The organism is Paracoccus solventivorans (assembly GCF_900142875.1).
Taxonomy (GTDB): Bacteria; Pseudomonadota; Alphaproteobacteria; order Rhodobacterales; family Rhodobacteraceae; genus Paracoccus; species Paracoccus solventivorans.
Window position 1 is genome coordinate 370,991 of the sequence record NZ_FRCK01000001.1, and the last position, 25,859, is coordinate 396,849.

Sequence of the window (25,859 nt, forward strand, 5' to 3'; positions counted from 1 at the left end):
GGCCGCTTCCCCCGAGGATACTTGAAACCGCCCGAAGGCGCGGGCCTTCCACAGCCTGCCCACAGCTTATCCACAGGGTTGTGCAGCCGTAGACCGCCGCGCGCAGTCGTGGGATAAGATGGGCTCATTCGAATCGGGGACATGAGATGACCGAGCTTCGCGCGCTCGAACCACGCCGCATGGCGTCGGCCGAGGATTCCGATACGCCCGCCGTGCCGTTTTCCATCGAGGCCGAGCAGCAGCTGCTGGGCGCGCTGCTGACCAACAACGACGTCTATGATTCGATCTCGCGGCTGATCAAGCCGGACCATTTCTACGACCCGGTGCACCGCCGCATCTTCGAGCTGTGCGCCGAGCGCATCGTGCGCAACGCGCTGGCCAGCCCGGTGACGATCAAGGCGTTCATGGAACATGACGCCGGGCTGCGCGATCTGGGCGGGCCCGCCTATCTGGCGCGGCTGGCGGGGGCGGCGGTGTCGGCCTTTGCGGCGCGCGATTACGCAAGGATGATCCGCGAGTTCGCCCTGCGGCGCGAGCTGATCGGGCTGGGCCACGAGATCGCCGCCCGCGCCGCCACCATGACCGTGGAGGACGACGCCGAAGAGCAGATCAAGACCGCCGAGCAGACGCTGTACAAGCTGGCCGAGCAGGGGGTGGCCGAGCGCGGCTTCCAGTCCTTCCTGCAGGCGGTGACCGGGGCGGTCGACAACGCCAACGCCGCCTATCAGCGCGGCGGCAAGCTGTCGGGGATTTCCACCGGCCTGTCGGACCTGGACCACAAGCTGGGCGGGCTGAACAAGTCGGACCTGCTGATTCTGGCCGGGCGCCCCTCGATGGGCAAGACCTCGCTGGCGACCAACATCGCCTTCAACGTCGCCAAGGCGCACAAGATGGGCGAGCTGCCCGACGGCAGCCGCGGCACGGTCGAAGGCGGCATCGTCGGGTTCTTTTCGCTGGAAATGTCCGCCGACCAGCTGGCCGCGCGGATCCTGTCCGAGGCCGCCGAGGTCCCCAGCGAGATGATCCGCCGCGGCGAGCTGACCGAAGACGAGTTCCGCCGCTTTGTCGAGGCCGCGAACGCGCTGCAGAACTGCCCGCTTTACATCGACGACACCCCGGCGCTGCCGATCAACCAGCTGGCCGCGCGGGCCCGCAAGCTCAAGCGCACCGTGGGGCTGGACCTGCTGATCGTCGACTATCTGCAGCTGCTGCGCGCCGCCACCGCCAAGGACAGCCGCGTCAACGAGGTCAGCGAGATCACCCAAGGGCTCAAGGCCGTCGCCAAGGAGCTGAACATCCCCGTCATCGCGCTCAGCCAGCTGTCGCGACAGGTGGAAAGCCGCGAGGACAAGCGCCCGCAGCTGTCCGACCTGCGCGAATCGGGCAGTATCGAACAGGACGCCGACATCGTGATGTTCGTGTTCCGCGAGGAATATTACCGCGAGCGCGAAAAGCCCTCGGACCACGATCTGGACAAGATGGCCACCTGGCAGCAGCTGATGGAGCAGGTGCACGGCAAGGCCGAGGTCATCATCGGCAAGCAGCGCCACGGCCCGATCGGCACCGTCGAGCTCAGCTTCGAGGGCCGCTTCACCCGCTTTGGCAACCTTGAACGGCACCACGTCCAGCAATGGGGCTGAACCTTCCCGTCCCCGTGGTGACCATCGGGCTGCTGCTGGCGTCGAACCTGTTCATGACCCTGGCCTGGTACGGGCATCTGAAGTTCAAGACCGCGCCCTTGCTGAGCGTCATTCTGATCAGCTGGGGCATCGCGTTCTTCGAGTATGTTTTGCAAATTCCTGCAAACCGCATCGGCCACGGGCATTTTTCCGCCGCGCAACTGAAGACCATTCAGGAGGTCATCAGCCTGACTGTCTTTGCCGGATTCTCGTGGCTGTATCTGGGCGAGAAACTGGGCTGGCAGCATAGCGTCGGCTTTGCCCTGATCTGCGCCGGCGCCTGGTTCGTGTTCCACGACTGGGGGTAAGTGGTGCGTGCAGAGCACGCACCCTACCTCGCCCGCGCCCGGTAGGGTGCGTGGTTCCCACGAACCATTGCGCCGGGCTTTCCCGGCAATCGCCTCCCCCCGCCCGCATTGCTGCAATGCAGCAAGCGCATGGCTGCCCTGCGTATGGCGGGCTTGCCAAACTCGGGTTTGCAAAGCCTATGCAGGGTTTGCAAGCGAACCGGAGGAGGAACCGATGGCCAGCCACAAGATCTACGCCGGCGCCTCGCTGCGCGAGACCCGCAACCGCCACGGGCTGACCCAGCGGGTGTTCGCCGACCGGCTGGGGGTGTCGCTGCCCTATCTCAGCCAGATGGAGAACAACCACCGCCCGGTCTCGGCCGGGGTGCTGCTGAAGCTGGCATCCGAGTTCGCGGTGGACGTGGGCGCGATGGCGGCGGGGGACGCCGACCGCATGGTGGTGGACCTGGCCGAGGCGCTGGCCGATCCGTTGTTCGACGGCACGCCCTCGCTGGCCGATCTGCGGCTGGCGGCCTCGAACACGCCGGGGTTGGTGCGCTCGTTCCTCGATCTTTACCGCGCCCATCGCGCCGGACAGGACCGGCTGGCGGCGCTGGACGAGGCCTTTGGCGCCACCGGCCAGAACGCCGCCTGCTCGCCCTGGGAAGAGGTGCGCGACTTCTTCCACTACTGCGACAACTACATCGACGCCGTGGACCGCGCGGCCGAGCGTTTCGCCTGCCCCGAGGGCAAGCGCGCCGAGCCGATGGCGCGGGCGCTGACGGCGCTGGCCACCCGCGGCATCACCGTGCAGTCGGCCGAACTGCCGCCCGGCTCGGTGTTCCTGCGCGACGGCAATGTGGTGACGCTGAACACGCTGACCGACCGCTCGACGCAGGTGTTCCAGCTGTTCAACCTGGTGGCGCGCGAGACCCGCGCCGACCTGCTGGAGGCGACGCTGGACCTGGCGCGGTTCCGCAGCGAGGCCGCCCGCGACATCGCCCGGCTGGGGCTGGCCAATTATTTCGCCGGCGCCGCGCTGCTGCCCTATCGCGCCTTTCTGGCCGCCGCCCGGGCCGAGCGCCACGATCTGGAACGGCTGGCGCATCTGTTCGGCGCCTCGCTGGAACAGGTGGCGCATCGGCTGTCGACGCTGCAACGCTCGGGCGACCGCGGCATCCCGTTCTTTTTCGTGCGCGTCGACCAGGCCGGCACCATCACCAAGCGCCACTCCGCCACCCGGCTGCAATTCGCCCGCTTCGGCGGCGCCTGCCCGCTGTGGAACGTGCATCGCGCCTTTGAAACCCCGGGCCAGTTCCTGCGGCAGCTGGCGCAGACCCCGGACGGGGTGCGCTACCTGTGCCTGTCGCGCGAGGTGGCCAAGCCCGGCGGCTCATTCCGCGCGCCGGTGCGCCGCTTTGCCATCTGCCTGGGCTGCGAGATCACCCACGCCCGCGCGCTGACCTATGCCGACGACATGGATGTGTCGAACCCGGCCGGCTACGAGCAGATCGGGGTCAGCTGCCGCATCTGTCCGCGGCAGGATTGCCACCAGCGATCAGTCCCGCCGATCGACCGCGAGGTGACGATTCCCGCCGACCGCGCCGGCCCCCTGCCCTACGCCATCGCCTGAGCCGCAAGACGGTTTTTCCGCAGCGGCGGGTTTCCGCGCGATTCGGTTCCATCCGGCGAGCAGTTTTGGCGCATTTCCGCCTACGCCCCCTCACGAAAATTTCGACCGTTGCATCGTTGTCACGGTTTCCTCTACGAAAACGCCAGCTGCGGGGCGCTGCCCTTGGATAACGAGATTGGATCGCCCTGCATGACCGGACCAGATCAGCCAAGCACCGCCGCAACCGCAGGTCAGGCAGGCTTCCGCCCCTTGTTGCGCCGGTTCGGCATGGTGGTGGTGACGGGCTGGGCGATGGCGGCGACCTCGATCCTGGCGCTGGATGCGCTGGGGGTTTCGGGGGCCGGGCCGCAGGCCGCGGCGACCACCGCCACCCAGCAGCAGCTGGCTGAGCTGATCGCCCAGCGCGACGCCCGCGCGGCCGAGGCCGCCTCGGCGCAAAGCCGCTTTACCGCCGCGCTGGACCAGCTTTCCGCGATGCAGACGCAGCTGCTTACCTCAGAGGAAAAGCGCCGCGAACTGGAAAGCGGCATCGGCGCGATCCAGGCCTCGCTGCATGATGCGCTGGCCCGCAACGCGGACGCCGACCGCCGGCTGGCCGCGGCGGACACCCAGGCGCCGGGTTCGGACGAGGATCTGTCGGTGGCGCTGGACATCCTGTCGGGCGAGCTGGAAACCATCGCCGCCCGCAGCGCCGAGGCCGACCAGCGCGCGACCGAGGCCGTCCGCACCGCCGAGGCGCTGGAGCTGGAGCGTGACGAGATCCTGCGCCGCAACGAGGAAATCTTTGCCCAGCTCGAGGCCGCGGTCGAACAGTCGGTCAAGCCGCTGGACGACATGATCAAGAAGGTCGGCGTCGACAGCGACCGGCTGCTGGCTACGGTCCGCAAGGGCTACGGCGGCACCGGCGGGCCGCTGACCCCCATGGGCTATTCGACCCGCGGCAACGCCGCGATCACCGAGAACGAGGCCCGCGCGCAAGAGGTCATGGTCTCGCTGGGCAAGTTCGACAACTACCGCATCGCGGTCAGCAAGCTGCCGCTGGCGATGCCGGTGAAATCGGCCTTCCGCTTCAGCTCGCATTACGGCGCCCGCTGGGGGCGGCAGCATCAGGGCATCGACATGGCCGCGCCGGTCGGCACCCCGGTCTTTGCCACCGGCGACGGGGTGGTGGTGTTTGCCGGCTGGCAGCGCGGCTACGGCAACCTCATCAAGATCAAGCATGAGCTGGGCACCGAGACCCGTTACGCGCATCTTTCGAAAATCCGCGTGAAACAGGGCCAGAGAGTCTCGCGCAACACGCTTATCGGTGATATTGGCAATACCGGCCGATCGACCGGTCCGCATCTGCACTACGAAGTGCGTGTGGACGGGAAGGCCGTGAACCCCATGAGCTTTATCAAGGCCGCACAGAATGTTTTCTAAGACTCGCGTCACTGAACCCGGACCCCGCGCCCAGACCCCGGAGGCAGAGCTGGGCCGCCCCGTCATCGACACGCCGTCGGATTACGCGCCGCCGCCGGTGCGCACCCGCTCGGGTCCGTCGGTCCTGTCCAGCGACCTGACGGTCAAGGGCAATATCACCACCCAGGGCGACGTGCAGATCGAGGGCACGGTCGAGGGCGACATCCGCGCCCACCAGCTGACCGTGGGCGACAGCGCCACCATCCGGGGCGAGATCGTCGCCGACGAGATCATCGTCAACGGCCGCGTGGTCGGCCGGGTCCGCGGGCTCAAGGTGCGCCTGTCGGCCACCGCGCGGGTCGAGGGCGACATCGTCCACAAGACCATCGCCATCGAATCGGGTGCGCATTTCGAGGGCTCGGTCCAGCGTCAGGAAGACCCGCTGGGCAATGGCGTGACCCCGAAGCTGGCGCCGCCGGCCGCATCCAAGGTCGACGTGGACGCCTGATCCGGGCGACCGCGGCAGTCACGGACGGGCGCCTTGGTGGCGCCCGTTTTCAGTTCAACCAGTCAGCTCAGCCAGCCCGGGTCGGCGGCGGCCTCGGTCTCATCCTCGTCGGGCAGCAGGTGGCGGTACATATGCCAGCTGGCATGGCCCAGCACCGGCAGCGCCACGAACAGCCCCAGGAACAGCGGCAGGATTCCCGCGAACAGGATCGCCGCGATCACCAGCGCCCACAGGCCGGCCACCAGCGGGTTGGCGGTCACCGCCCCAATGCTGGCGATGATCGCCGAGATGAAATCCACCTCGCGGTCGAGCAGCAGCGGCAGGCCGGCAACGGTCATCGCAAACAGCGCCGCCGCGAAACCGGCGCCGATGGCGGTGCCCACCGCCAGCATCACCAGCCCGCGCCCCTGCAACAGCAGCTCGGGAGAGCTGGTGATGTTGGTCAGCGACTGCACCCCCATGAACATGGCAAAGATGGTGTGGGCGACGAAGACCCAGAACATGAACATCAGCAGGATCACCATCGCCATCGAGGGCACCTGCCGGTCCTTCTGGGCAAAGACCGCACCCAGCACCCCGGGCCAGTCCAGCGGCAGCCCCGATTCGATGCGGCGGCTGACCTCGTAAAGGCCGACGGCGGCAAAGGGGGCGATCAGCGGAAAGCCGACGACAAAGGGAATCAGCCACCATTCCTGCCCCATGGCCAGCGCCACCGCGGCCAGCACCAGCCCGCCCAGCACGTAGAACAGCGAAAAGAACAGACCGAAGGCCGGGGCGGTGCGGAAATCCCGCCAGCCGGCCCGCAGCGAACCGGTGATGGCGTCAAGCCCGATCAGCGCGGGGTCGGGGATCGGGTCGGGGGTGATGTCCTGCCGGACCGCGGCGGGGCGATAGGGCCGTTCGGGGATGCCCGGCGCGGGGTCCGGTGCCGGGTCGGGCAGCGGCGGGCGCGTGGGGTCGGGAATCGGCCGCGGGTCCGGGAGATCGCTCATCCGGGTTTCACTCCATTGCCGTTGGGGAACTTGCCCTCGAGCGCGGCGCGGACCGGGGGGGTCACGAACTTGGACACGTCGCCGCCCAGCCGGGCGATTTCCTTGACCAGCTTGGACGCGATCGCCTGCCGCCGCGCGTCGGCCATCAGGAACACGGTTTCCACGCTGGCATCCAGCGCCCGGTTCATGCCGACCATCTGGAACTCGTACTCGAAGTCGGTCACCGCCCGCAGGCCGCGCACGATCACCCTTGCGCCCACGTCGCGGGCGCAGTCGATCAGCAGGTTCTCGAACGGATGGACGACGATCTCGACCCCGCAGGCGCGGGTGATCTCGGCGCATTCGGCCTCGACCATGGCGACGCGCTGTTCCAGCGTGAACAGCGGCCCCTTGTCGCGGTTGATCGCCACCCCGATCACCAGCCGGTCCACCAGCGTCGTCGCCCGCTGAATGATATCGACATGGCCAAGCGTGATCGGGTCGAAGGTGCCGGGATAAAGGCCGATGCGCATGGGATTGCTCCGTTTCACGGTTGCGTCATCCTGCAAAATCGTAAGCAACCGCATTTTGCAAGCGCCGCGGCGCAGCAATCTGCAATCAGTTGCCCATGATCATCCCGGTCAGCGCCTCTTGTTCCGCCGCCAGCTCCTTGAGCCGCGCGAACACCACGTCGCCGATCGAGATCACCCCCAGCATCTTGCCGTGGTCGTCGACCACCGGCACGTGCCGGAACCGGCCCTTGGTCATCCGTTCCAGCACGGTCAGCGCATCGTCGCCGCAGACGCAGGTGCTGAGGTTGCGGGTCATCAGCTCGCTGGCCTTGCGGTTCAGCACCACGCCGCCGTCGCGGCCCAGTTCGCGCACGATGTCGCGTTCCGACAGGATCCCGTCGGGGGTCTTGCCGTCCGACGAGACCAGCACCGCCCCGATCCGGCGCTCGGACAGCAGCCGGGTCGCCTCGGCCACGGGGGTGTCGGGCGCGATCATCACGATCTCGTCCGGCCCGGCTTTCATGGCAAGGATCTGCTTCACGATCATGGCGCACCCCTTCTGCGGTCGTTTCACCATCCAGCGTTGCTGCGGCGCGTCGTTTCGTCAAGGGTGCGCATCGTCTTGCGCCTGCACCTGCGCTTCCAGCCGCGCAACCTCGCGCCGCAGCCCGGCGGCAACCTCTTCGGCCAGCCGCGCCAACCGGCCCGAGCGCAGGTCGTCCCCCGGCCGCAGCAGCCAGAACGACCGGCGCAGCGAAATGTCGTCGGCCAGCACCCGCCGCACCCCCGGGGCAAAGGGGATGGCGAAGTCATGGACGATGCCCAGCCCCGCCCCCGCCCGGATCGCCTGCAGCTGCACGCTGACCGAGTTCGAGGTCAGCGCCGCATGGTCGGCGCCGGTCTCGGCCAGATAGTCGAGCTCGCGGTCAAAGATCATGTCGGGGATATAGCCGATCATGCTGTGCCCGCGCAGGTCGGCGCGGCTGCGAATCGGCGGGTGGCGGTGCAGATAGTCCTGATGCCCGGCCAGGTGCAGGTGATAGTCGGCGATCTTCTGCACGGTGGCGCGGCCGGTGCGGGGGCGGCTGACGGCGATGGCCATGTCGGCCTCGCGCCGGGACAGGTTGAAGACGCGCGGCAGGGCGACGATCTGGATTTCCAGCCCCGGGTGGTCGCGCATCATCCGCGCCGCCAGCTGCGGTAGCAGATAGTTGGCGCAGCCGTCGGGGGCACCGATGCGCAGCTGCCCGGTCAGCCCGGCGCGGGTCAGCGCCTCGCCGGCGGCATGGGCGGCGGCTTCGGCGGCCTCGGCGTGGGGAATCAGGGCGGTGCCCTCGGGGGTCAGCGCATAGCCCTGCGGGGTCTTGGCGAACAGCGCCCGGCCCAGCGCGGTTTCCAGCCGCGCCACCCGCCGCCCCATGGTCGAGGCGTCCATCCCCAGCCGCCGCCCGGCCCGCGACAGCGATTCCTCGCGCGCGACGGCCAGGAAGATGCGCAAATCGTCCCAGTCCATCCGCGCCACCCGTTGCAAAACCGCAAAACCGTTTGGCCGGATCGTCGCTTTACGCCTGCGTTTGCGCAAGGGTAATCTGCGCCCGCAATCAGGGGAGATCCGTCATGCGTTCCGTTCACCACTGGATCGACGGCAAGGAAGCGCCCGGCAAATCCGGCCGCACCGCCGATGTCTACAACCCGGCCACCGGCGAGGTTCAGGCCAAGGTCGACCTGGCCAGCAAGGCCGAGATGGACGCCGCCATCGCCCGCGCCGCCGAGGCGCAGGTCGGCTGGGGCGCCACCAACCCGCAGCGCCGCGCGCGGGTGATGATGAAGATGGTCGACCTGCTGAACCGCGACATGGACAAGATGGCCGAGGTGCTGTCGTCCGAGCACGGCAAGACCTTCCCCGACGCCAAGGGCGACATCCAGCGCGGGCTCGAGGTGATCGAGTATTCGATCGGCGCGCCGCAGCTGCTCAAGGGCGAGTTCATCGACGGCGCCGGCCCCGGCATCGACATGTATTCGATGCGCCAGCCGCTGGGCGTGGTCGCGGCGATTACCCCGTTCAACTTCCCCGCCATGATCCCGCTGTGGAAACTGGGGCCGGCGCTGGCCTCGGGCAACGCGGTGATCCTGAAGCCGTCCGAGCGTGACCCCACCGTGCCGAACATGATCGCGGCGCTGTTCAAGGAAGCCGGGTTGCCCGACGGGGTGCTGCAGGTCGTCCACGGCGACAAGGAAGCGGTGGATGCGATCCTCGATTCCGAAGTGATCCAGGCGGTGGGCTTCGTCGGCTCGACCCCGATCGCGCAATATATCTATGAACGCGCCGCGGCGACCGGCAAGCGCGCCCAGTGCTTCGGCGGGGCCAAGAACCACGCCATCATCATGCCCGACGCCGATCTGGACCAGGCGGCCGACGCGCTGGTCGGCGCGGCCTATGGCGCCGCGGGCGAACGCTGCATGGCGCTGTCGGTCGCGGTTCCGGTGGGCGAGGAAACCGCCGACCGCCTGATCGAAAAGCTGGTGCCGCGCATCGAAAAGCTGAAGGTCGGCCCCTATACCGCCGGCGACGACGTGGACTTCGGGCCGGTGGTGACCGCCGCCGCCAAGAAGAACATCCTGCGGCTGGTGGAAACCGGCGTCGAGCAGGGCGCCAAGCTGGTGGTGGACGGCCGCGACTTCAGCCTGCAGGGGTATGAGGACGGGTTCTTCGTCGGGCCGTCGCTGTTCGACCATGCCACCCCCGACATGGACATCTACAAGACCGAGATCTTCGGCCCCGTGCTGACCACCATCCGCGCCAAGACCTATGACGAGGCGCTGAAGCTGGCGATGGACCACGAATACGGCAACGGCACCGCGATCTTTACCCGCGACGGCGACACTGCCCGCGACTTCGCCAGCCGCTGCAACATCGGCATGGTGGGGATCAACGTGCCGATCCCGGTGCCGCTGGCCTATTTCACCTTTGGCGGGTGGAAAAAGTCGGGCTTCGGCGACCTGAACCAGCACGGGCCGGATGCCTTCCGCTTCTACACCCGCACCAAGACGGTCACCAGCCGCTGGCCCAGCGGCATCAAGGAAGGCGCCGCCTTCAACTTCAAGGCGATGGACTGATCCGCGCCGATTGACCCCGCGCCCCGCAGCTTTCATGTTGCGGGGCGTTTTCCAATCCCGGGCTTTTTGCCATGCTGACCCCCAAGATCGTCACCATGCTCAAGGATTACGACGCGCCGACGCTGCGCGCCGATGTCCTTGCCGGGATCACCGTGGCGATGGTGGCGCTGCCGCTGAGCCTGGCGATCGCCATCGCCTCGGGGGCGCCGCCGGCGACGGGGCCGGTGACCGCGATCGTGGCGGGGCTGCTGATTTCCATCTTCGGCGGCAGCCGGGTGCAGATCGGCGGGCCGACCGGCGCCTTCATCGTCGTCGTCTACAGCGTGATCCAGAACCACGGGCTGGATGGGCTGCTGATCGCCACGCTGATGGCCGGGGCGCTGCTGGTGCTGGCGGCGCTGCTGCGGGTCGGCGGGCTGATCCGCCTGATCCCCGAACCCGTCATCAGCGGCTTCACCATCGGCATCGCGGTCATCATCGGCGCCAGCCAGATCGCCGATTTCTTCGGGCTGGACACCGGGGCCGTGCCCGCCGCCATGCTGGAAAAGATCCCGGTGCTGTGGCAGGCGCGCGGCTCGGCCGGCTGGGCGGATGTCGGCGTCGGCCTGTTCACGCTGGCGCTGATCGTGGTGCTGCGCCGCGCCGCGCCGCGGCTGCCGGGGCTGATCGTGGCCATCGCCGCGGGCTCGCTGCTTGTCGCGATCTTCGGCCTGCCGGTGGAGACGCTGGGCTCGCGCTTTGGCGAGCTGCCGCGCACCCTGCCCGCCCCTGCCCTGCCCTCGGGCATCACACTGGCGCGGATGGGCGAGCTGCTGCCGTCGGCGCTGACCATCGCCTTCCTCGCCGGCATCGAATCGCTGCTGTCGGCCATGGTCGCGGACCGGCTGGTCGGCGGCCAGCACCGCCCGAATGCCGAGATCATGGCGCAGGGCATCGCCAATATCGGTTCCGTCTTCTTCGGCGGGCTGCCGGCGACCGGCGCCATCGCCCGCACCGCCACCAATGTGCGCGCGGGCGGGCGCACCCCGGTCGCGGGGGTGGTCCATGCGCTGACCATCCTGCTGGTGATGCTGCTGGCCGCCCCGCTGGCCGGCTATCTGGCGATGCCGGCGCTGGCCGCGGTGCTGGTGCTGACCGCCTGGAACATGGCCGAGCCGGGCCGCTGGGGCGAACATCTGCACGCCCGCCGCGGCGACCGCGCGGTGCTGCTGCTTACGCTGGCGCTGACCGTGTTCACCGACCTGACCATCGCCATCGCCGCGGGCGTCATCGCCGGGCTGCTGGTCCGCATGAACCGCCGCGGCCTGCCGCCCGCGGGCTGGACCCCGCCCCGCAGATAGCCGCCAACGCCCTGCAATCATTCTGCAACACTGCGGCAATAACCCAGCCGCATCACACAAGACGACACGCGAAAGGGGAGCTCGTATGGATTTCGCACTGACCGAGGAACAGCAGGCCATCTTCGACATGGCGCGCGATTTCGGGGCCGAACATATCGCGCCCCATTCGTCCGAATGGGAAGCCGCCGGCACCATCCCGAAAGACCTCTGGCCCCGGATCGCCGAGCTGGGCTTCGGCGGGCTGTATGTGTCCGAGGAATACGGCGGCTCGGGCCTGTCGCGGCTGGACGCGACGCTGGTGTTCGAGGCGCTGGCCATGGCCGACCCCGCGGTGGGTTCGTTCCTGTCGATCCATAACATGTGCGGCGGCATGATCGACAAGTTCGGCAAGCCCGAGGACAAGGAACGCTGGCTGCCGGCGCTGTGCAGCATGGAAAAGGTGTTCTCCTACTGCCTGACCGAACCCGGCAGCGGCTCGGACGCCGCGGCGCTGCGCACGCGGGCCGAGCGCACGAACGAGGGCTGGCGCCTGAACGGGTCCAAGGCGTTCATTTCCGGCGGCAGCTATTCGGACGTCTATGTCACCATGGTCCGCACCGGCGAGGACGGGCCCAAGGGCATCTCGGCCGTGGTGATCGAGGACGGCACCCCGGGCCTGTCCTTCGGCGCGCTGGAACGCAAGATGGGCTGGCAGGCGCAGCCGACCAGCCTGGTGCAGTTCGACGACTGCGTGATCCCGGCCGACAACCTGCTGGGCGACGAGGGCCGCGGCTTCTCCTACGCCATGGCCGGGCTGGACGGCGGGCGGCTGAACATCGCCGCCGGCGCCCTGGGCGGCGCGCAGGCCGCGCTGGATCGCACCCTCACCTATATGGGCGAGCGCAAGGCCTTCGGCAAAACCCTCGACCAGTTCCAGGCCTTGCAATTCCGCCTGGCGGAGATGGAGGTCGCGCTGCAATCCTCGCGGACCTTCCTGCGGCAGGCGGCGTGGAAGCTGGACCAGGGCGCGCCCGACGCCACCAAGTTCTGCGCCATGGCGAAGCTCTATGTCACCGACCGCGCCTTCGAGGTGGCGAACCAGTGCCTGCAGCTGCATGGCGGCTATGGCTATCTGGCCGACTACGGGGTGGAAAAGATCGTCCGCGACCTGCGGGTCCACCAGATCCTGGAAGGCACCAACGAAATCATGCGGCTGATCGTCAGCCGCGCCATGCTGGCCGAGAGGGGCTGATGAACGACCTGCATATCCGCCGCGACCGCAACGCCGGCCGCATCACCCTGACCCGCCCGAAGGCGCTGAACGCGCTGACCCATGACATGGCGAACGCGGTCCACGCGGCGCTGGACGAATGGCGCGACGACCCCGCGGTCAAGCTGGTCATCCTGGACGGCGAGGGCGAGCGCGCCTTCTGCGCCGGCGGCGACATCGCCGCGGTCTACCATGGCGGCCGCGCCGGCGACCACGGCGTCGGGCAGCGGTTCTTTTCCGACGAATACCGGATGAACGCGGCCATCGCCGATTACCCGAAACCCATCGTCGCCTTCATGCAGGGCTTCGTCATGGGTGGCGGCGTGGGCTTGGGCGGCCATGCCAGCCACCGGGTGGTCGGCGACACGACCCAAGTGGCGATGCCGGAATCCGGCATCGGGCTGATCCCCGACGTGGGCGGCACCTGGCTGCTGGGCCGCGCGCCGGGGCGGATCGGCGAATATCTGGGGCTGACCGGCGCCCGCATGGGCGCGGGCGACGCGATCCACGCGCGTTTCGCCGATCTCTACCTGCCTGAGGCGGAATGGGAAGCCGCCAAGGACCGCCTAGCCGAAACCGGCGACGTAGCGGTGCTGCAAGGGCAGACCCCTCCGCCCGCGCCGCTCGCCACCCGCGACCTGTCGGCCTATGAGGCCGACACGGTGGCCGAGATTACGGCCGCGCTGGAGGCGGCGGGCGACGAGGATTCGCTGAAGCCCATCCGCCGCAACTCGCCCCTGTCGATGGCCGCGACGCTGGCGATGGTCCGCGCCGCCCGCAAGGACGGCCGCATCCAGGACTCGCTCAGCCGCGAATACCGCTTTACCCATCGCGCCACCGAATCGAGCGATTTCCTTGAGGGCGTGCGCGCCCAGATCATCGACAAGGACCGCAACCCGAACTGGTCCGCCCCCGCGGACCCGGAAGCGGTCACCGCCATGCTGGCCGATCTCGGCCCCCAAGACCTGACGTGGGAGAACTGAACATGAAGATCGGATTTATCGGCCTGGGCAACATGGGCGGCCCGATGGCCCGCAACCTGGCCGCCGCCGGGCATCAGGTCGCAGGCTTCGACCTGGCCGCCCCGGTGATCGAGGGCGTGACCCCGGCCGCCACCGCCGCCGAGGCCGCAGCAGGCGCCGAGGTCATCATCACCATGCTGCCCAACGGGCAGATCCTGCGCGCCGTCGCGGCCGAGGTGATCCCGGCGATGGCGCCGGGCGCGGTGTTCTGCGACTGCTCGACCGTCGACGTGGACAGCGCCCGTGCGGTCGCCGAACAGGCGGTCGCGGCCGGGTTGGGGGCGCTGGATGCGCCGGTCTCGGGCGGGGTCGGCGGCGCGGCGGCGGGCACGCTGACCTTTATGGTCGGCGGCTCGGACGCGGCCTTCGCCACGGTCAGCCCGCTGTTCGACATCATGGGGCAGAAGGCGGTCCATTGCGGCGAATCCGGCGCGGGACAGGCGGCGAAGATCTGCAACAACATGATCCTGGGCGTGACCATGATCGCCACCTGCGAGGCGTTTGCGCTGGCCGACAAGCTGGGGCTGGACCGGCAAAAGATGTTCGACGTGGTGTCCACCTCGTCGGGCTACAGCTGGTCGCTGAACGCCTATTGCCCCGCGCCGGGCGTGGGGCCGACCTCGCCCGCCGACAACGATTACAAGCCCGGTTTCGCGGCCGAGCTGATGCTGAAGGACCTGCGGCTGTCGCAGCAGGCCGCCGAAAGCGCCGATGCCGACACCCCGATGGGGCAGCTCGCCACCGCGCTTTACACCGCCTTTGTCGAGGACGAGGACGGGCGCGGCCGCGACTTCTCGGCCATGCTGCCGCGGCTTTCCGCCCGTGGCCGCGGCCCCGGCAGCGCCTGACGCAACCGCGGCGCGGCGGCGGCGTTGACCCGGCACAGCAGAAAGGGTTCAGGATGAAACTGGCCGCATTCCTTGCCGCCGCCTCGGTGGCGCTGAGCCTGCCGGGCATCGCCGCGGCCGACCGTCCCGATCACGCCGGCAAGCGCACGCCGGCCTATGTGCTGCGCGACGGGGGCGAGCGCGTGGCGCGCCACGACCACCGGGACCGCGACGAGGACCGCCGCCCTCACCGCCGCCACGACGACCGCGACGACCGGCAGCACGACCACCGCCACGACAAGCGGGACGACGACTGGCGGCGCGCCCCGGCAACGGTGATGCATTGCCCGCCGGGGCTGGCGAAGAAATCCCCTTCGTGCATCCCGCCCGGGCAGGCAAAGCGGCTGCGGGTCGGCAGCGTGCTGGACTGGAACCGCGCCCATCTGGTGCGGCGGCCGGGGCTTTACGGGCTGGCCGGCGCGCCCGACGGGCAGCGCTATGCAATCGTGGATGGGCAGCTGGTGCGGGTCGATTCTGGCACCGCCAAGGTGCTGGCGGTGATCCGCGCGGTCGAGGCGATCCTCGACTGACCCGCGGCGTGCAGGCTGGCGCTAGCCCTGCCGCCCGGCCGCCAGCAGCGCCTCGGCCGCCGCGCGCGCGGCCGGGGTGATCTCTTCCCCCGCCAGCATCCGGGCGAGCTCCTCGACCCGCTCGCCCGCATCCAGCGCGGTCACGCGCGAGGTGGTCATCCCGTCCGCCACCGATTTGGCGACGCGGAAATGCTGCTGGCCCAGCGCCGCGACCTGCGGCGAATGGGTGACGACCAGCACCTGCGCGCCCTCGGCCAGCCGCGCCAGCCGCCGGCCCACGGCATCGGCGGTGGCGCCGCCGACACCGCGGTCGATTTCGTCGAAGATCATCACCAGCGGCTCGCCTCCGCGCGCCAGACAGACCTTGAGCGCCAGCAGGAACCGCGACAGCTCGCCGCCCGAGGCGATGCGGTCGAGCGGCCCGGCCGGCGCGCCGGGATTGGTCGCGACGGTGAAACTGACCATATCGCGCCCCTCGGGGCCGGGCTCGCCGTCGCCGATGCGGGTCTGGAACACCGCGCGCTCCATCTTCAGCGGCGCCAGCTCGGCCGCCATCGCGGCGTCGAGCCGCTTGGCCGCCGCGCGCCGGGCTGCGCCCAGCGCGTCCGCCGCCGCGGCATAGGCGGCGTCCGCCTCGGCCACGGCGCGCTGCAGGTCGCCCAGCCGCGCCTCGCCCGCGTCCAGCGCCGACAGCCGCGCCGACAGCTCGCCGGCCAGCGTGGCCAGATCGTCGGGCAGCACGTCATGCTTGCGGGCCAGCGCGCGCAGGGCGAACAGCCGCTCCTCGGTGGCCTCCAACGTGGCGGGGTCGAACTCCATCGCCGCCAGCGCATCCTCGATGGCACGCGTGGCCTCGCCCAGCTCGATCGAGGCGCGCGACAGCGCCGCCAGCGGCTCGTCCAGTCCCTCAGCGGACTTGTCGGCAGCGCCTTCCAGCCAGCGCGCGGCCTCGACAATCAGCCTCTCGGCGCCGGGCTGCGAGGGTTCCCCCGCCAGCATCTGCAAGGCGCGGGCCACGTCGCCGCGCACCCGCTCGGCCGCCTGCATCCCGCGCCGCGCGATGTCGAGGGTTTCTTCCTCGCCGGGCTGCGGGTCCAGCTTTTCCAGCTCGGCCACGGCGTGGCGCAGGAAGTCTTCCTCCTTGCGGGCGGCCTCGAGCGCGGCCTCGGCCTCGGCCAGTGCCGCCGCGGCCTGCCGGCGCCGGTTCCAGGCGGCGCGCACCGGGGCAGGATCCAGCCCGCCGGACGCGTCCAGCAACTGCCGGTGCCCGCGCGGGTTCAGCAGCCCGCGGTCGTCGTGCTGGCCGTGCAGTTCCACCAAGGCATCCGACAGCGCCCGCAGCACTTCGCCCGAGACGCGGCGGTCATTGACCCAGCCGGTCTTGCGGCCGTCGGCGGCGTTCACGCGGCGCAGGATCAGCTCATCCTCGGCCTCGATCCCGGCGTCAGCCAGAACGGCGCGGGCGGGGTGATCGGCGGGCAGGTCGAACACCGCCGTCACCTCGCCCTGCGCGGCGCCGGCGCGAACCAGCTCGGCCCGGCCGCGCCAGCCCAGCACGAAGCCCAGGCAGTCCAGCAGGATCGACTTGCCGGCGCCGGTTTCCCCGGTCAGCACGTTCAGCCCCGGCGCGAAATCCAGCGACAGCCGCTCGATCAGCAGCATGTCGCGTATGTCCAGCGTGCGAAGCATCCGCCCCCTCGCGCCCGTCAGGCCCGGCCCGCGACTACAGCCACTTGCCCTGGATGACCTGCCGATAGACCTGCGTCAGCCAGCTGTCGCCCTTGGGCGCCGCCTCCAGCCCGCGTCCGCGCAGCTGCGCATAGGCGTCCTGGTAGAACGGCGAGGACCGGAAGTTGTGACCCAGGATCGCCCCGGCGGTCTGCGCCTCGTCGGTCAGCCCCAGCGCCAGATAGGCCTCGGTCAGTCGCATCAGCGCCTCGGGGGTGTGGGTGGTGGTCTGGAACTCCTCCACCACGACGCGGAAGCGGTTGATCGCGGCGGTGTAATGGCCGCGCTTGAGGTAGTAGCGCCCGATCTCCATCTCCTTCGCCGCCAGATGGTCGAAGGCGAGGTCGAACTTAAGCACCGCCGAGCGGGCGTATTCGGTGTCGGGGTATTGCTCGATCACCTCGCGCAGCCCCTGCAGCGCCTGGAAGGTCAGCCCCTGGTCGCGGCCGATGTCGTCGATCTGGTCGTAATAAGACAGGGCGAGCAGGTATTTGGCATAGGCCGCATCCTCGTCGCCGGGATAGTTGTCGATGAAACGCTGCGCGGCGCCCCGCGCCTCTTCGTACTGGCGGGCGCGGTGGTGGGAATAAGCCTGCATGATCAATGCGCGCTTGGCCCATTCGGAATAGGGGTAAAGCCGCTCGACCTCGCTGAAATAATGCACCGCGTCCTTGGGCTTGCGCTCGTTTTCCAGCGCGTATTCGCCGCGCTTGTAGATCTCTTCGGCGGTGAAATTGTCCAGCGCCTCGCCCTTGCTGGCCGGGGTGTTGCCCCCGCCGCAGGCCGCAAGCGAAAGGGACACCGCGACTGCCATGAGCACGAGGCGCGTCTTGCTGAATGCCATGTTCGTTCTGTCCGTCCCGTCGAGATGCGGCCCTGTCGCCGGCGCGAAACCGGGGACAGGCCCTCGTATCACACAACATGGGGGCGCGCAAAAGGGCAAGTCGCAGAGATTGGCGCGCGCCGGCAGCGGTCCGGCGCGCGGCCGGAGCCGCGGTTTCAGGCGACCGCGCGGGCGCGCGCGGCGGATTTGGCGGCGGTGGCGGGCGCAGTGTCAGCGGCCGGCGGGCACAGCCCGAGCACGCCGGCGCCCAGCATCCGCTGCTGTGCCTCGGGCGACAGCTCGGTCCATTCCCAAGCGCCCTCGGTCGCGAACAGCGTGCGCAGCAGGCGGTTGGTCATCGCATGGCCGGCGCGGTTGCCGGTATAGCGCGCCAGCAGCGGCGCGCCGGCCAGCGCAAGGTCGCCGACCGCATCCAGCATCTTGTGGCGCACGGGTTCGTCGCGGTGGCGCAGCCCGCCGGGCGACAGCACCCGCTCGCCATCCACCACCACGGCGTTGAAATAGGTGCCGCCCAGCGCCAGCCCGCTGGCCTGCATCGAATCGACATCGGCCTGCCGGCAGAAGGTGCGCGAATCCATCAGCTCGCGGACAAAGGCGCCGTTCGCCAGCTCCAGCCGCTTTTCCTGATGGCCGATGGCGGCGTCGGCAAAGTCGATCACGAACTCCATCTGCAGGCGGTCGGCGGGCGACAGCCGCGCGAAACCGGCACCCTGATGCACCTCGACCGGGCGCAGCACGCGGATCGCGCGCAGCGGCTCGGGCGTGCAGCGCAGCCCGGCCTGCAGGATCCCCTGCACGAAAGGCGCAGACGAGCCGTCGAGGATCGGAACCTCGGGGCCGTCGATGTCGATCAGCGCATTATGCACGCCGGTACCGGCCAGCGCCGCCATGACGTGTTCGACGGTCGAGACGCTGGCGCCGTCCTTGCCGCGCAGCAGGGTGCACAGCGCCGAGGGCTCGACGTGATCCCATAGCGCCGGGATGCGCACGCCTTCACCCTCGCCCAGGTCGGTGCGGCGGAACACGATGCCATGCCCGGCCGGAGCCGGGTGGATCACCAGCCGCGCGGGTTTCCCCGAGTGGAGTCCGACGCCCGTGAACCGGGCCGAGGTGGCAAGAGTGGCTTGCATGGTATTCGTCCATTCCTTCAACGGGAACAGCGGTCTGCATCCCGATGACCCTCAGTTAGGCACCCGCCCCCGGACCCTCAATTAACGATTTGTGACTCATTGAAACATCCACCGGGGGGCTGGCGGGGATGTGGAAGTTTTTACCCCTAACCTGCCGCCCTGAAACGAAAAGAGGCCGCGATTGCGGCCCCTTTGCGTCGTGATCGCCGTCACGCGGACGTGACGGCAGATGGCAGCCCTCAGTTCGCCTGCCGGCGCAGGAAGGCGGGGATTTCCACGTTGTCCTGCGCCGCGTCGGGCGAGGCGAGATCGTCGAAATCGGTCTCGGCCTGGCGGCGGGCCATGCGATCGCTGACGCGCTCGGCAATGGTTTCCGGGCGCGGCCGCTCGGCCTCGGCCGAGGCGCCGGCGACACGGTTCAGCATCCGGCCCAGACCCGACATGCGGCCGTGCGCGGGCGGGGCCTCGGCGGAGGCCGCCGGGCGGCGCGGGGCGGACAGCCCCTCGCGTGCGGGCTCGCGGTTGATCGCGCGCTCCAGCCGTTCGCGCACCGCCTGGGTGGGCTCGCCGCGCGGGGCCTGCGGGCGGGTCGGGGCGGTGAACTCGCTGGCCGGGTCGCTCAGCCGCTGGTCGATGCTGCGCGTATCCAGCGCCGGGCGGGCGGGCTGACGCTCGGCCACCGGCTCAGGCGCGCGCTCTGCCGCGGGGCGATAGGCCGGGGCGGGCAGCTCTTCGGCCACCGGCGCCGGGCGCGCAGCCGGGCTTTCCATGACCGGGGTGCGGCGCGGCGGCACCGCCAGTTCCTCGGCCGGCGCAGCCTCGGGCGCGGGGGCGCGGCCCATGGTCGGGTTCTGGGTCAGCGGCTCTTTCATGCCGCGGCGCGGGGCCGGGGCTTCGGCCGCCACCGCCGAATCGATGCCAGTGGCCACGACCGAGACGCGCACCGCGCCTTCCATCTTGGGATCCAGCGTCGAGCCGACGATGATGTTGGCGTCGGGGTCGACCTTCTCGCGGATCTTCTCGGCCGCCTCGTCCATCTCGAACAGGGTCAGGTCGTCGCCGCCGGTGATGTTGATCAGGACGCCCTTGGCGCCGTGCAGGCTGATTTCGTCCAGCAGCGGGTTGGCGATGGCCTTTTCGGCGGCCTCGACGGCGCGGTTGTCGCCGGTGGCCTCGCCCGTGCCCATCATCGCCTTGCCCATTTCGTCCATCACCGCGCGCACGTCGGCAAAGTCGAGGTTGATCAGCCCCGGGCGCACCATCAGGTCGGTCACGCCCTTGACGCCCTGATACAGAACGTCGTCGGCCATGGCGAAGGCTTCGGTGAAGGTGGTCTTTTCGTTGGCGATGCGGAACAGGTTCTGGTTCGGGATGATGATCAGCGTGTCGACGACCTTCTGCAGCTCTTCGACGCCGGATTCGGCCTGCCGCATCCGCTTGGTGCCTTCGAACTGGAAGGGCTTGGTCACCACGCCGACGGTCAGGATCCCCATCTCGCGCGCAGCCTGCGCGATGATCGGGGCGGCGCCGGTGCCGGTGCCGCCGCCCATGCCGGCGGTGATGAAGCACATATGCGCGCCCATCAGGTGGTCGACGATATCCTCGATGGTTTCCTCGGCCGCCTGCGCGCCGATCGCGGGCTTGGCACCGGCCCCCAGCCCCTCGGTCACTTTCGGGCCCAGCTGGACGCGGCTTTCGGCGCGGCTCTGCGCCAGCGCCTGCGCGTCGGTATTGGCGACGACAAAGGTCACGCCGTCCAGCTGCTTTTCGATCATGTTGTTGACGGCGTTGCCGCCCGCGCCGCCGACGCCAAAGACGGTGATCCGCGGGCGCAGTTCCTCGTCGTCGTTCATCATCAGGTTGAGATTCATCGCCGCCTGCCCTTTTCGTGTTGCCTGCCGGGTCGTGGGCGCCCGGTCGATTCCCCTGTGCTGCCTGCGCAGGGTAACAGATTCCGCCCGGTCGTCACTTCCGAATCAGCACATATCCACAAGATATGGGCCATCGAACGCGCCTTCTGGCGGTATGTCGCCGATCGCGCAAGCAGTGGTGGGCAGCTGCGCGAACATGTTCACCAGTTGTTGCGGAACCACCGATACGCGCGGCGCAGGCCCACCACCCCCGCCCGCTCGACCGGCATCTCGAAGTCCCACCATTCGTCCTGCGGGTTGGCCGCGTGCAGCGCCAGCCCGACCGTCGCCGCGTGGCAGGGGGCGGTGTGCTGCTGCGCCAGCCCGTGGATGCGTAGCGGCCGGCCGATGCGCACGTTCTGCCCCAGGATCCGCGCGGCCAGCACGTCCAGCCCGGGAATCTGGCTGGCGCCGCCGGTCAGCACCACCTGCCGCGAGGGCATCTGGTCGAAGCCCGCCACCTCGAGCACCTCGCGCACCCCGTCGAGGATCTCCTCGACCCGCGGGCGCATGATCCCGATCAGGTCGGCGCGGCTGACGGTGCGGCGCTCGCCGTCCCAGTGCTCGTCGCGCTGCTCGGGGGTGACGTCGATCATCTCGCGGTCGTCGCGGCTGGTCGCTTCCAGCCCGCCGTGCCGGGTCTTGAGCCATTCGGCGGTCGCCAGCGGCACCCGCAGCCCGGCGCTGATGTCGCGGGTCACCAGATCGCCGCCCATCCGCACCGCGTCGGCGAACAGCATGTGTTTTTTCAGGAACAGCGACACCCCGGTGACGCCGCCGCCCATGTCGACGCAGGCCGCGCCCAGTTCCTGTTCGTCCTCGACCAGCGCCGCCCGACCCGCCGCATAGGCGGCCGAGCCGACGCCTGCCAGCTCAAGGTCGCAGCGCTGCACGCATTGCACCAGGTTCGAGGCCGCGAACCCGTCGATGGTCAGCACATGCATGTCCACCGCCAGCCGGTCGCCGACGATGTCGCGCGGGTCAGACAGGCCGGATCGCGCATCGACCGCGAAATTGACCGGCTGCGCGTGCAGCACGTCGCGGTTGCGCCCGAAATCGGGCACCTCGCAGGCGGCTAGCACCGCGGCCACGTCCTCTTCCGTGACCTTGCCGGAGCGCAGCGCGATTTCCCCCGCCAACCCGTAGGAGGCCGGGCGCGCCCCGGAAATCGTGGCGATGACGTGATCGACGCGGACCCCGGCCTGTTTCTGCGCGCCCTGCACCGCGTGGCGCACGCAGCGCTCGGTCTCGGCCATGATCTCGATCTCGCCATAGCGGACGCCGCGGGACTGGGTGGTGAACTGGCCGATCACCCGGAACGAGGACTGCCCGGCCATCGGCCCCACCCCGTCGGATTCGCGGAACTGCCCGGGGCCGTCGAATTGCAGGATGATGCAGGTCACCTTCGAGGTGCCGATGTCCAGCACCGCCAGCACCCCCCGCGCCATCGCGGCGCGGCGCGCCTGCCGCATCGCCCGCTGAGCTTCGTAAAGATCACGCATCGCCTGTCCCCTCGCCTGCCCGTTCCTGTCCCCTCAGCCGTCCCGGCGCCCAGCGCTGGCGGTGACGGCGGGCTTGGCGCCGCCTTCCTCCGGGTCGATCAGATTTCCCTCGGCGTCGATTTCCGGCAGCCCGGCGGCGCGGCGCAGGGTGTTCTGCGCGGTCAGCCCCATGCGCAGCACCGGCCGCGAGGGGTCGCGCAGATCGACCACCGTCACGTCGCGCGCCAGCAGCCCGTCCCGGGCATCCATCGCCAGCGCCTGCCGCAGCGCCGGCAGCGGGCGCTCGGTCGGCAGCATGATCCGCTGGCCGCGGTCCAGCACCAGGTCCCAGCGCCGCTCGCCCACCCGCACCAGCCCGCGCAGCCGCGGCAGGATCGGCCCGGCCGCGTCGATCAGGGCCAGCGCCTCGGCGGTGTGGGGGGCCGCGCCCTCGCCCGCGATCAGCGGCAGGTCGCGGCGCACATCGCGCGAGGTGACCGAGGCGACGCGGTGGCCCTGCGCGTCCAGCAGGTCCAGCCCGCGGGCGTGGCGCCACAGGATCGCAGGCTTACGCTCGACCACCACCGCCGACAGGATGCCGCCGGGGCGGATGCGGAACTCCACCTTCTCGATCGCGTCCAGCCGCTCGACCGCCTCACGCAGGTCGCGCAGCTCAATGTCGAAGCTCGAGGCCGGCAGCGTCACCGGCAGCATGGCGCGCAGCGCCTTGTCCACCGCAGGCGACGCACCCTCGATTTCCATGGTGCGGACCATGAAGGCCTCGCGTGACTGGATGTTGTCCACCAGCGCCGCCACGCCCCCGGTCAGATTGGCGCGGCGGGTTTCGTCCGACAGCCACAGCCCGGCGATGGCCGCGACCAGCAGCAGCGGCAGCCCTACCCCGACCAGCCGCCGGTAAAGCGGCGTCAGCCACAGGCGGTTCAGCCGATAGGCCAGCCGCGACGGGCCCGGCTCGCGCCGCGCCGCGCGGGCGGCGGGCTGCGGGCGGGCACCCACACGGCGCGCGGGCGCCGGCGGGGCCGAGGCGCTGAAGGCGGCGGTCAGATGCTTCAGTCCCGACACAGCGCGTCCTCCACGATCCAGCGGCAGAGCTCGGGGAAGCTGATGCCCACATGCGCCGCCTGCTCCGGCGACAGCGAGGTCGGCGTCATCCCGGGCTGGGTGTTGGTTTCCAGCAGCACCAGCCCGGCCGGGCCGCGCGCTTCGTCCCAGCGGAAATCGGTGCGCGACAGCCCGGCGCAGCCCAGCGCCCGATGCGCGCGCAGCGCATAATCGAGGCAGGCGGCGGTAATCTCGTCCGGGATCTGGGCGGGGACCACGTGGCGCGAGCCGCCGGCGCTGTATTTCGCGGCATAATCATACCAGCCGTCGGTGACGATCTCGGTCACCGCCAGCGCCCGGTCGCCCATGACCGAAACGGTCAGCTCGCGCCCCGGGGCGTAGGATTCCACCATCACCTGCGCGGGCATCTCGTCCGAAAGCGCGGGCGGCGCATCGCCCTGATGCACGATATAGACGCCCACCGACGAGCCCTCGTCATTGGGCTTGACCACATAGGGCGGCGGCAGCACGTGGCGCGCACGCACCTCGTCGCGGGGCGCGATCACGCTGTCGACCACCGGCAGCCCGGATTCGCGATAGACCTGCTTGGCGCGGGTCTTGTCCATCGCCAGGGCCGAGGACAGCACCCCCGAATGGGTATAGCGGTAGCCCAGCCATTCCAGCAGGCCCTGGACGCGGCCGTCCTCGCCCATCCTTCCGTGCAGGGCGTTGAACACGACATCCGGGCGCGCCTCGGCCAGCCGCGCCGGCAGCGACGCCGATTCGTCCCGGCCAAGAGCGATCTCGACCACCCGATACCCCGCCACCCGCAGCGCATCCGCGCATCCGCGCCCCGACGACAACGACACCTCGTGCTCTGCCGAGGGGCCGCCCATCAGGACCGCTACGGTGTGGGCTGTCCTGCTCGACCTGCCCGCCACATCTGCCTTTCGCCCGGTTGGCCGGGCTGTGTTCGTGGGCGCGTGTTCACGCCCTAGTTGCGGCACCTTTGCGGCGCCTTGCCGGGAATCATACGGGCAAAGCGGCGGGGCGTGAAGGGGGTTTCTGCGACGTTACCCGCAACCCTGCGGCGAGGCGCGGCGTGTTACGGGTCCGGCAGCGGGTCGCCGATGCGCACAACCTCCCACAGCAGATCAAGGCCCGAGGTCTCGCGCACCCTGGCGCGCACCAGCTCGCCCAGCGATTCCAGATCGGCGGCGGTAGCGCTGCCGGTGTTGATCAGGAAATTGGGGTGTTTCTCGCTCATCTGCGCGCCGCCAAGGCGGTGGCCGCGCAACCCGGCCTCCTCGATCAGCTTCCAGGCCTTGAGCTCGTGGCTGTCGTCCTCGCGCCCGGTCGAGCTGAACCCGGCCGGGTTGCGGAAGGTCGATCCGGCGCTGCGGTCGCGGGTGGGCTGGGTGGCGTCGCGGCGGGCAAGCTGCTCTTCCATCCGCGCGGCCAGCGCCTGCGGGTCGCCGGCATCGGCGCGGAAGACGGCGCGGGTCAGCACCCAGCCCGGCGGCAGGGTGGACGAGCGATAGCCCAGCTGCAGTTCGGCCGCAGGCAGGGTGACGGCGCGGCCGTCGCGGGTGATGGCCTGAACCTCGACCAGACGGTCGGCGACATAGGTGCCATAGCAGCCCGCGTTCATGCGCACGGCGCCGCCGATGCTGCCGGGGATGGTGCGCAAGAAGGTCAGGTCCAGCCCGGCGTCGGCCGCGCGGCGCGCGACATGGGCATCCAGCGCCGCGGCCCCCGCGATCACCCGGTCGCCGTCGCATTCGATGCTGTTGAAGCCGCGGCCCAGCCGGATCACCACCCCGCGAATGCCGCCGTCGCGCACGATCAGGTTCGAGCCGACGCCCATCGGGAACACCGGCACCGCCGGGTCGAGTTCGCGCAGGAACAGCGCCAGATCGTCGGGATCGGCGGGTTGATACAGCCAGTCCGCCGGACCGCCCACCCGCAGCCAGGTCAGGTCAGCCAGCGGCCGGGATTGCGTCAGGGTGCCGCGCAGGTCGGGAATCGTGTTCATGGCCTGTCTTTTGCACGTATCGGCGGCGGCGGACCAGATGGCACTGCTGCGGCCGGGGGTTTTCCCCCCCCGGGCTCTGCCGTGGCCTTCCTCGCTGAAAACGGTCCATCGGACCATCCGGCGGGAAAACAGCCTCGGGGGCTGTTTTCTGATCCGCCTCCTATTCCGGGCGCTCGGACGCCCGGAGGATATTTATGGCAAGATGAAAGCCAGGGCGGCGGGGCGTGGCCGGCTTGCCAGCGCCCGCGTCAGTGGGGGCGGCGGCGGTTCGCCTCCCAGAAGCCGAAGACGGCGCCGAGGATCAGCGAGACCAGCCCGGGCACGATCACGAAAAAGATCATCCCGGCGCGGCGGATCTGCGAATCGCCGGTCAGCACCTCGCGGGTGACGATCCAGCCGGAAACGGCGATCACCGCGACCACCGCCAGCGCCGCCAGCAGCCCCGACAGCCCGAAGCGGCGCCCGGCAAGCCAGGCGGCCAGCCCGGGAAGGGTGGCGGCCAGCGCCGCGATCAGTGCGTATTCCCCCGGCAT

At 69.8% G+C, this 25,859-nt stretch carries 24 protein-coding genes; 11 read left to right on the forward strand and 13 right to left on the reverse strand.

What is annotated here, in order from left to right; genetic code table 11:
* The first annotated feature begins 146 nt into the window (after positions 1–146).
* From BUB57_RS01825 to BUB57_RS01845, 5 genes are all read left to right on the forward strand, one after another.
* A complete protein-coding gene (locus BUB57_RS01825; RefSeq protein ID WP_073061031.1) occupies positions 147–1,640 on the forward strand; it encodes a replicative DNA helicase in 1,494 nt (497 codons plus the stop codon).
* Positions 1,631–1,987 (forward strand): DMT family protein, encoded by a 357-nt coding sequence (locus tag BUB57_RS01830; RefSeq protein WP_073061035.1) that lies wholly within the window; start codon positions 1,631–1,633, stop codon positions 1,985–1,987. The genes BUB57_RS01825 and BUB57_RS01830 overlap by 10 nt, the downstream gene beginning before the upstream one ends.
* A gap of 214 nt (positions 1,988–2,201) precedes the next feature.
* Positions 2,202–3,599 carry a helix-turn-helix domain-containing protein gene (locus BUB57_RS01835; protein WP_073061038.1) on the forward strand — a complete coding sequence of 466 codons (1,398 nt, stop codon included), beginning with the start codon at positions 2,202–2,204 and terminating at the stop codon, positions 3,597–3,599.
* Between the two features lie 249 nt (positions 3,600–3,848).
* Positions 3,849–5,021, forward strand: a complete 1,173-nt coding sequence (locus BUB57_RS01840; protein WP_234951946.1) for a DUF5930 domain-containing protein — start codon at positions 3,849–3,851, stop codon at positions 5,019–5,021.
* Complete coding sequence (locus tag BUB57_RS01845) at positions 5,011–5,508, forward strand: bactofilin family protein (RefSeq protein ID WP_073061044.1); 498 nt, start codon at positions 5,011–5,013, stop codon at positions 5,506–5,508. Before BUB57_RS01840 ends, BUB57_RS01845 begins: the two co-directional genes overlap by 11 nt.
* Before the next feature lie 62 nt (positions 5,509–5,570).
* On the opposite strand, the gene BUB57_RS01850 is transcribed toward BUB57_RS01845, so the two are convergent.
* From BUB57_RS01850 to BUB57_RS01865, 4 genes are all read right to left on the reverse strand, one after another.
* Positions 5,571–6,500, reverse strand: coding sequence for a DUF2189 domain-containing protein (locus tag BUB57_RS01850; RefSeq protein ID WP_084731909.1), 930 nt, complete (start codon positions 6,498–6,500; stop codon positions 5,571–5,573).
* The gene (gene coaD, locus BUB57_RS01855; RefSeq protein ID WP_073061047.1) at positions 6,497–7,012 is read right to left on the reverse strand and encodes a pantetheine-phosphate adenylyltransferase; all 516 of its coding nucleotides are present in this window, start codon (positions 7,010–7,012) and stop codon (positions 6,497–6,499) included. The genes BUB57_RS01850 and coaD overlap by 4 nt, the downstream gene beginning before the upstream one ends.
* A gap of 85 nt (positions 7,013–7,097) precedes the next feature.
* A complete protein-coding gene (locus BUB57_RS01860) occupies positions 7,098–7,538 on the reverse strand; it encodes a CBS domain-containing protein (protein WP_073061050.1) in 441 nt (146 codons plus the stop codon).
* Between the two features lie 57 nt (positions 7,539–7,595).
* Positions 7,596–8,504 carry a LysR family transcriptional regulator gene (locus BUB57_RS01865; RefSeq protein WP_073061054.1) on the reverse strand — a complete coding sequence of 303 codons (909 nt, stop codon included), beginning with the start codon at positions 8,502–8,504 and terminating at the stop codon, positions 7,596–7,598.
* Positions 8,505–8,608: 104 nt separating this feature from the next.
* Between BUB57_RS01865 and BUB57_RS01870 the strand changes: the two genes are divergently transcribed.
* The 6 genes from BUB57_RS01870 (at position 8,609) to BUB57_RS01895 (ending at position 15,136) form a co-directional block, all read left to right on the forward strand.
* Positions 8,609–10,108 carry a CoA-acylating methylmalonate-semialdehyde dehydrogenase gene (locus tag BUB57_RS01870; protein ID WP_073061057.1) on the forward strand — a complete coding sequence of 500 codons (1,500 nt, stop codon included), beginning with the start codon at positions 8,609–8,611 and terminating at the stop codon, positions 10,106–10,108.
* Positions 10,109–10,179: 71 nt separating this feature from the next.
* Positions 10,180–11,448 (forward strand): SulP family inorganic anion transporter, encoded by a 1,269-nt coding sequence (locus tag BUB57_RS01875; RefSeq protein WP_143159565.1) that lies wholly within the window; start codon positions 10,180–10,182, stop codon positions 11,446–11,448.
* An 85-nt stretch (positions 11,449–11,533) separates the two neighbouring features.
* Positions 11,534–12,679 carry an acyl-CoA dehydrogenase family protein gene (locus BUB57_RS01880; protein ID WP_073061060.1) on the forward strand — a complete coding sequence of 382 codons (1,146 nt, stop codon included), beginning with the start codon at positions 11,534–11,536 and terminating at the stop codon, positions 12,677–12,679.
* The gene (locus BUB57_RS01885) at positions 12,679–13,680 is read left to right on the forward strand and encodes an enoyl-CoA hydratase/isomerase family protein (protein ID WP_073061063.1); all 1,002 of its coding nucleotides are present in this window, start codon (positions 12,679–12,681) and stop codon (positions 13,678–13,680) included. Before BUB57_RS01880 ends, BUB57_RS01885 begins: the two co-directional genes overlap by 1 nt.
* Before the next feature lie 2 nt (positions 13,681–13,682).
* Positions 13,683–14,567 carry a 3-hydroxyisobutyrate dehydrogenase gene (mmsB, locus tag BUB57_RS01890; RefSeq protein ID WP_073061066.1) on the forward strand — a complete coding sequence of 295 codons (885 nt, stop codon included), beginning with the start codon at positions 13,683–13,685 and terminating at the stop codon, positions 14,565–14,567.
* Between the two features lie 53 nt (positions 14,568–14,620).
* Positions 14,621–15,136 (forward strand): hypothetical protein, encoded by a 516-nt coding sequence (locus BUB57_RS01895; protein ID WP_073061069.1) that lies wholly within the window; start codon positions 14,621–14,623, stop codon positions 15,134–15,136.
* A gap of 21 nt (positions 15,137–15,157) precedes the next feature.
* On the opposite strand, the gene recN is transcribed toward BUB57_RS01895, so the two are convergent.
* The 9 genes from recN to BUB57_RS01940 form a co-directional block, all read right to left on the reverse strand.
* The gene (gene recN, locus BUB57_RS01900; RefSeq protein ID WP_073061072.1) at positions 15,158–16,825 is read right to left on the reverse strand and encodes a DNA repair protein RecN; all 1,668 of its coding nucleotides are present in this window, start codon (positions 16,823–16,825) and stop codon (positions 15,158–15,160) included.
* A gap of 34 nt (positions 16,826–16,859) precedes the next feature.
* Positions 16,860–17,708, reverse strand: coding sequence for an outer membrane protein assembly factor BamD (locus tag BUB57_RS01905; RefSeq protein WP_073061075.1), 849 nt, complete (start codon positions 17,706–17,708; stop codon positions 16,860–16,862).
* A gap of 155 nt (positions 17,709–17,863) precedes the next feature.
* Positions 17,864–18,838 carry a UDP-3-O-acyl-N-acetylglucosamine deacetylase gene (lpxC, locus tag BUB57_RS01910; protein ID WP_073061079.1) on the reverse strand — a complete coding sequence of 325 codons (975 nt, stop codon included), beginning with the start codon at positions 18,836–18,838 and terminating at the stop codon, positions 17,864–17,866.
* Between the two features lie 239 nt (positions 18,839–19,077).
* A complete protein-coding gene (ftsZ, locus tag BUB57_RS01915) occupies positions 19,078–20,709 on the reverse strand; it encodes a cell division protein FtsZ (protein ID WP_073061082.1) in 1,632 nt (543 codons plus the stop codon).
* Positions 20,710–20,909: 200 nt separating this feature from the next.
* Positions 20,910–22,250 carry a cell division protein FtsA gene (gene ftsA / locus BUB57_RS01920; protein ID WP_073061086.1) on the reverse strand — a complete coding sequence of 447 codons (1,341 nt, stop codon included), beginning with the start codon at positions 22,248–22,250 and terminating at the stop codon, positions 20,910–20,912.
* 33 nt (positions 22,251–22,283) lie between these two features.
* Positions 22,284–23,312 carry a cell division protein FtsQ/DivIB gene (locus BUB57_RS01925; RefSeq protein ID WP_073061089.1) on the reverse strand — a complete coding sequence of 343 codons (1,029 nt, stop codon included), beginning with the start codon at positions 23,310–23,312 and terminating at the stop codon, positions 22,284–22,286.
* Complete coding sequence (locus BUB57_RS01930; protein WP_234951947.1) at positions 23,300–24,187, reverse strand: D-alanine--D-alanine ligase; 888 nt, start codon at positions 24,185–24,187, stop codon at positions 23,300–23,302. The genes BUB57_RS01925 and BUB57_RS01930 overlap by 13 nt, the downstream gene beginning before the upstream one ends.
* A gap of 209 nt (positions 24,188–24,396) precedes the next feature.
* Positions 24,397–25,326, reverse strand: a complete 930-nt coding sequence (murB, locus tag BUB57_RS01935) for a UDP-N-acetylmuramate dehydrogenase (protein WP_073061095.1) — start codon at positions 25,324–25,326, stop codon at positions 24,397–24,399.
* Positions 25,327–25,574: 248 nt separating this feature from the next.
* A complete protein-coding gene (locus BUB57_RS01940; protein ID WP_073061098.1) occupies positions 25,575–25,859 on the reverse strand; it encodes a hypothetical protein in 285 nt (94 codons plus the stop codon).

Coding starts and splice junctions, on each gene's coding strand:
- BUB57_RS01865 (WP_073061054.1), bottom strand. CDS start 8,504: ATGGACTGGGACGATTTGCGCATCTTCCTGGCCGTCGCGCGCGAGGAA.
- recN (WP_073061072.1), bottom strand. CDS start 16,825: ATGCTTCGCACGCTGGACATACGCGACATGCTGCTGATCGAGCGGCTG.
- BUB57_RS01905 (WP_073061075.1), bottom strand. CDS start 17,708: ATGGCATTCAGCAAGACGCGCCTCGTGCTCATGGCAGTCGCGGTGTCC.
- BUB57_RS01930 (WP_234951947.1), bottom strand. CDS start 24,187: ATGGGCGGCCCCTCGGCAGAGCACGAGGTGTCGTTGTCGTCGGGGCGC.
- BUB57_RS01880 (WP_073061060.1), top strand. CDS start 11,534: ATGGATTTCGCACTGACCGAGGAACAGCAGGCCATCTTCGACATGGCG.
- BUB57_RS01850 (WP_084731909.1), bottom strand. CDS start 6,500: ATGAGCGATCTCCCGGACCCGCGGCCGATTCCCGACCCCACGCGCCCG.
- BUB57_RS01870 (WP_073061057.1), top strand. CDS start 8,609: ATGCGTTCCGTTCACCACTGGATCGACGGCAAGGAAGCGCCCGGCAAA.
- BUB57_RS01940 (WP_073061098.1), bottom strand. CDS start 25,859: ATGCCGGGGGAATACGCACTGATCGCGGCGCTGGCCGCCACCCTTCCC.
- BUB57_RS01845 (WP_073061044.1), top strand. CDS start 5,011: ATGTTTTCTAAGACTCGCGTCACTGAACCCGGACCCCGCGCCCAGACC.
- BUB57_RS01830 (WP_073061035.1), top strand. CDS start 1,631: ATGGGGCTGAACCTTCCCGTCCCCGTGGTGACCATCGGGCTGCTGCTG.
- mmsB (WP_073061066.1), top strand. CDS start 13,683: ATGAAGATCGGATTTATCGGCCTGGGCAACATGGGCGGCCCGATGGCC.
- lpxC (WP_073061079.1), bottom strand. CDS start 18,838: ATGCAAGCCACTCTTGCCACCTCGGCCCGGTTCACGGGCGTCGGACTC.
- BUB57_RS01825 (WP_073061031.1), top strand. CDS start 147: ATGACCGAGCTTCGCGCGCTCGAACCACGCCGCATGGCGTCGGCCGAG.
- coaD (WP_073061047.1), bottom strand. CDS start 7,012: ATGCGCATCGGCCTTTATCCCGGCACCTTCGACCCGATCACGCTTGGC.
- murB (WP_073061095.1), bottom strand. CDS start 25,326: ATGAACACGATTCCCGACCTGCGCGGCACCCTGACGCAATCCCGGCCG.
- ftsA (WP_073061086.1), bottom strand. CDS start 22,250: ATGCGTGATCTTTACGAAGCTCAGCGGGCGATGCGGCAGGCGCGCCGC.
- BUB57_RS01895 (WP_073061069.1), top strand. CDS start 14,621: ATGAAACTGGCCGCATTCCTTGCCGCCGCCTCGGTGGCGCTGAGCCTG.
- BUB57_RS01860 (WP_073061050.1), bottom strand. CDS start 7,538: ATGATCGTGAAGCAGATCCTTGCCATGAAAGCCGGGCCGGACGAGATC.
- BUB57_RS01875 (WP_143159565.1), top strand. CDS start 10,180: ATGCTGACCCCCAAGATCGTCACCATGCTCAAGGATTACGACGCGCCG.
- ftsZ (WP_073061082.1), bottom strand. CDS start 20,709: ATGAATCTCAACCTGATGATGAACGACGACGAGGAACTGCGCCCGCGG.
- BUB57_RS01885 (WP_073061063.1), top strand. CDS start 12,679: ATGAACGACCTGCATATCCGCCGCGACCGCAACGCCGGCCGCATCACC.
- BUB57_RS01835 (WP_073061038.1), top strand. CDS start 2,202: ATGGCCAGCCACAAGATCTACGCCGGCGCCTCGCTGCGCGAGACCCGC.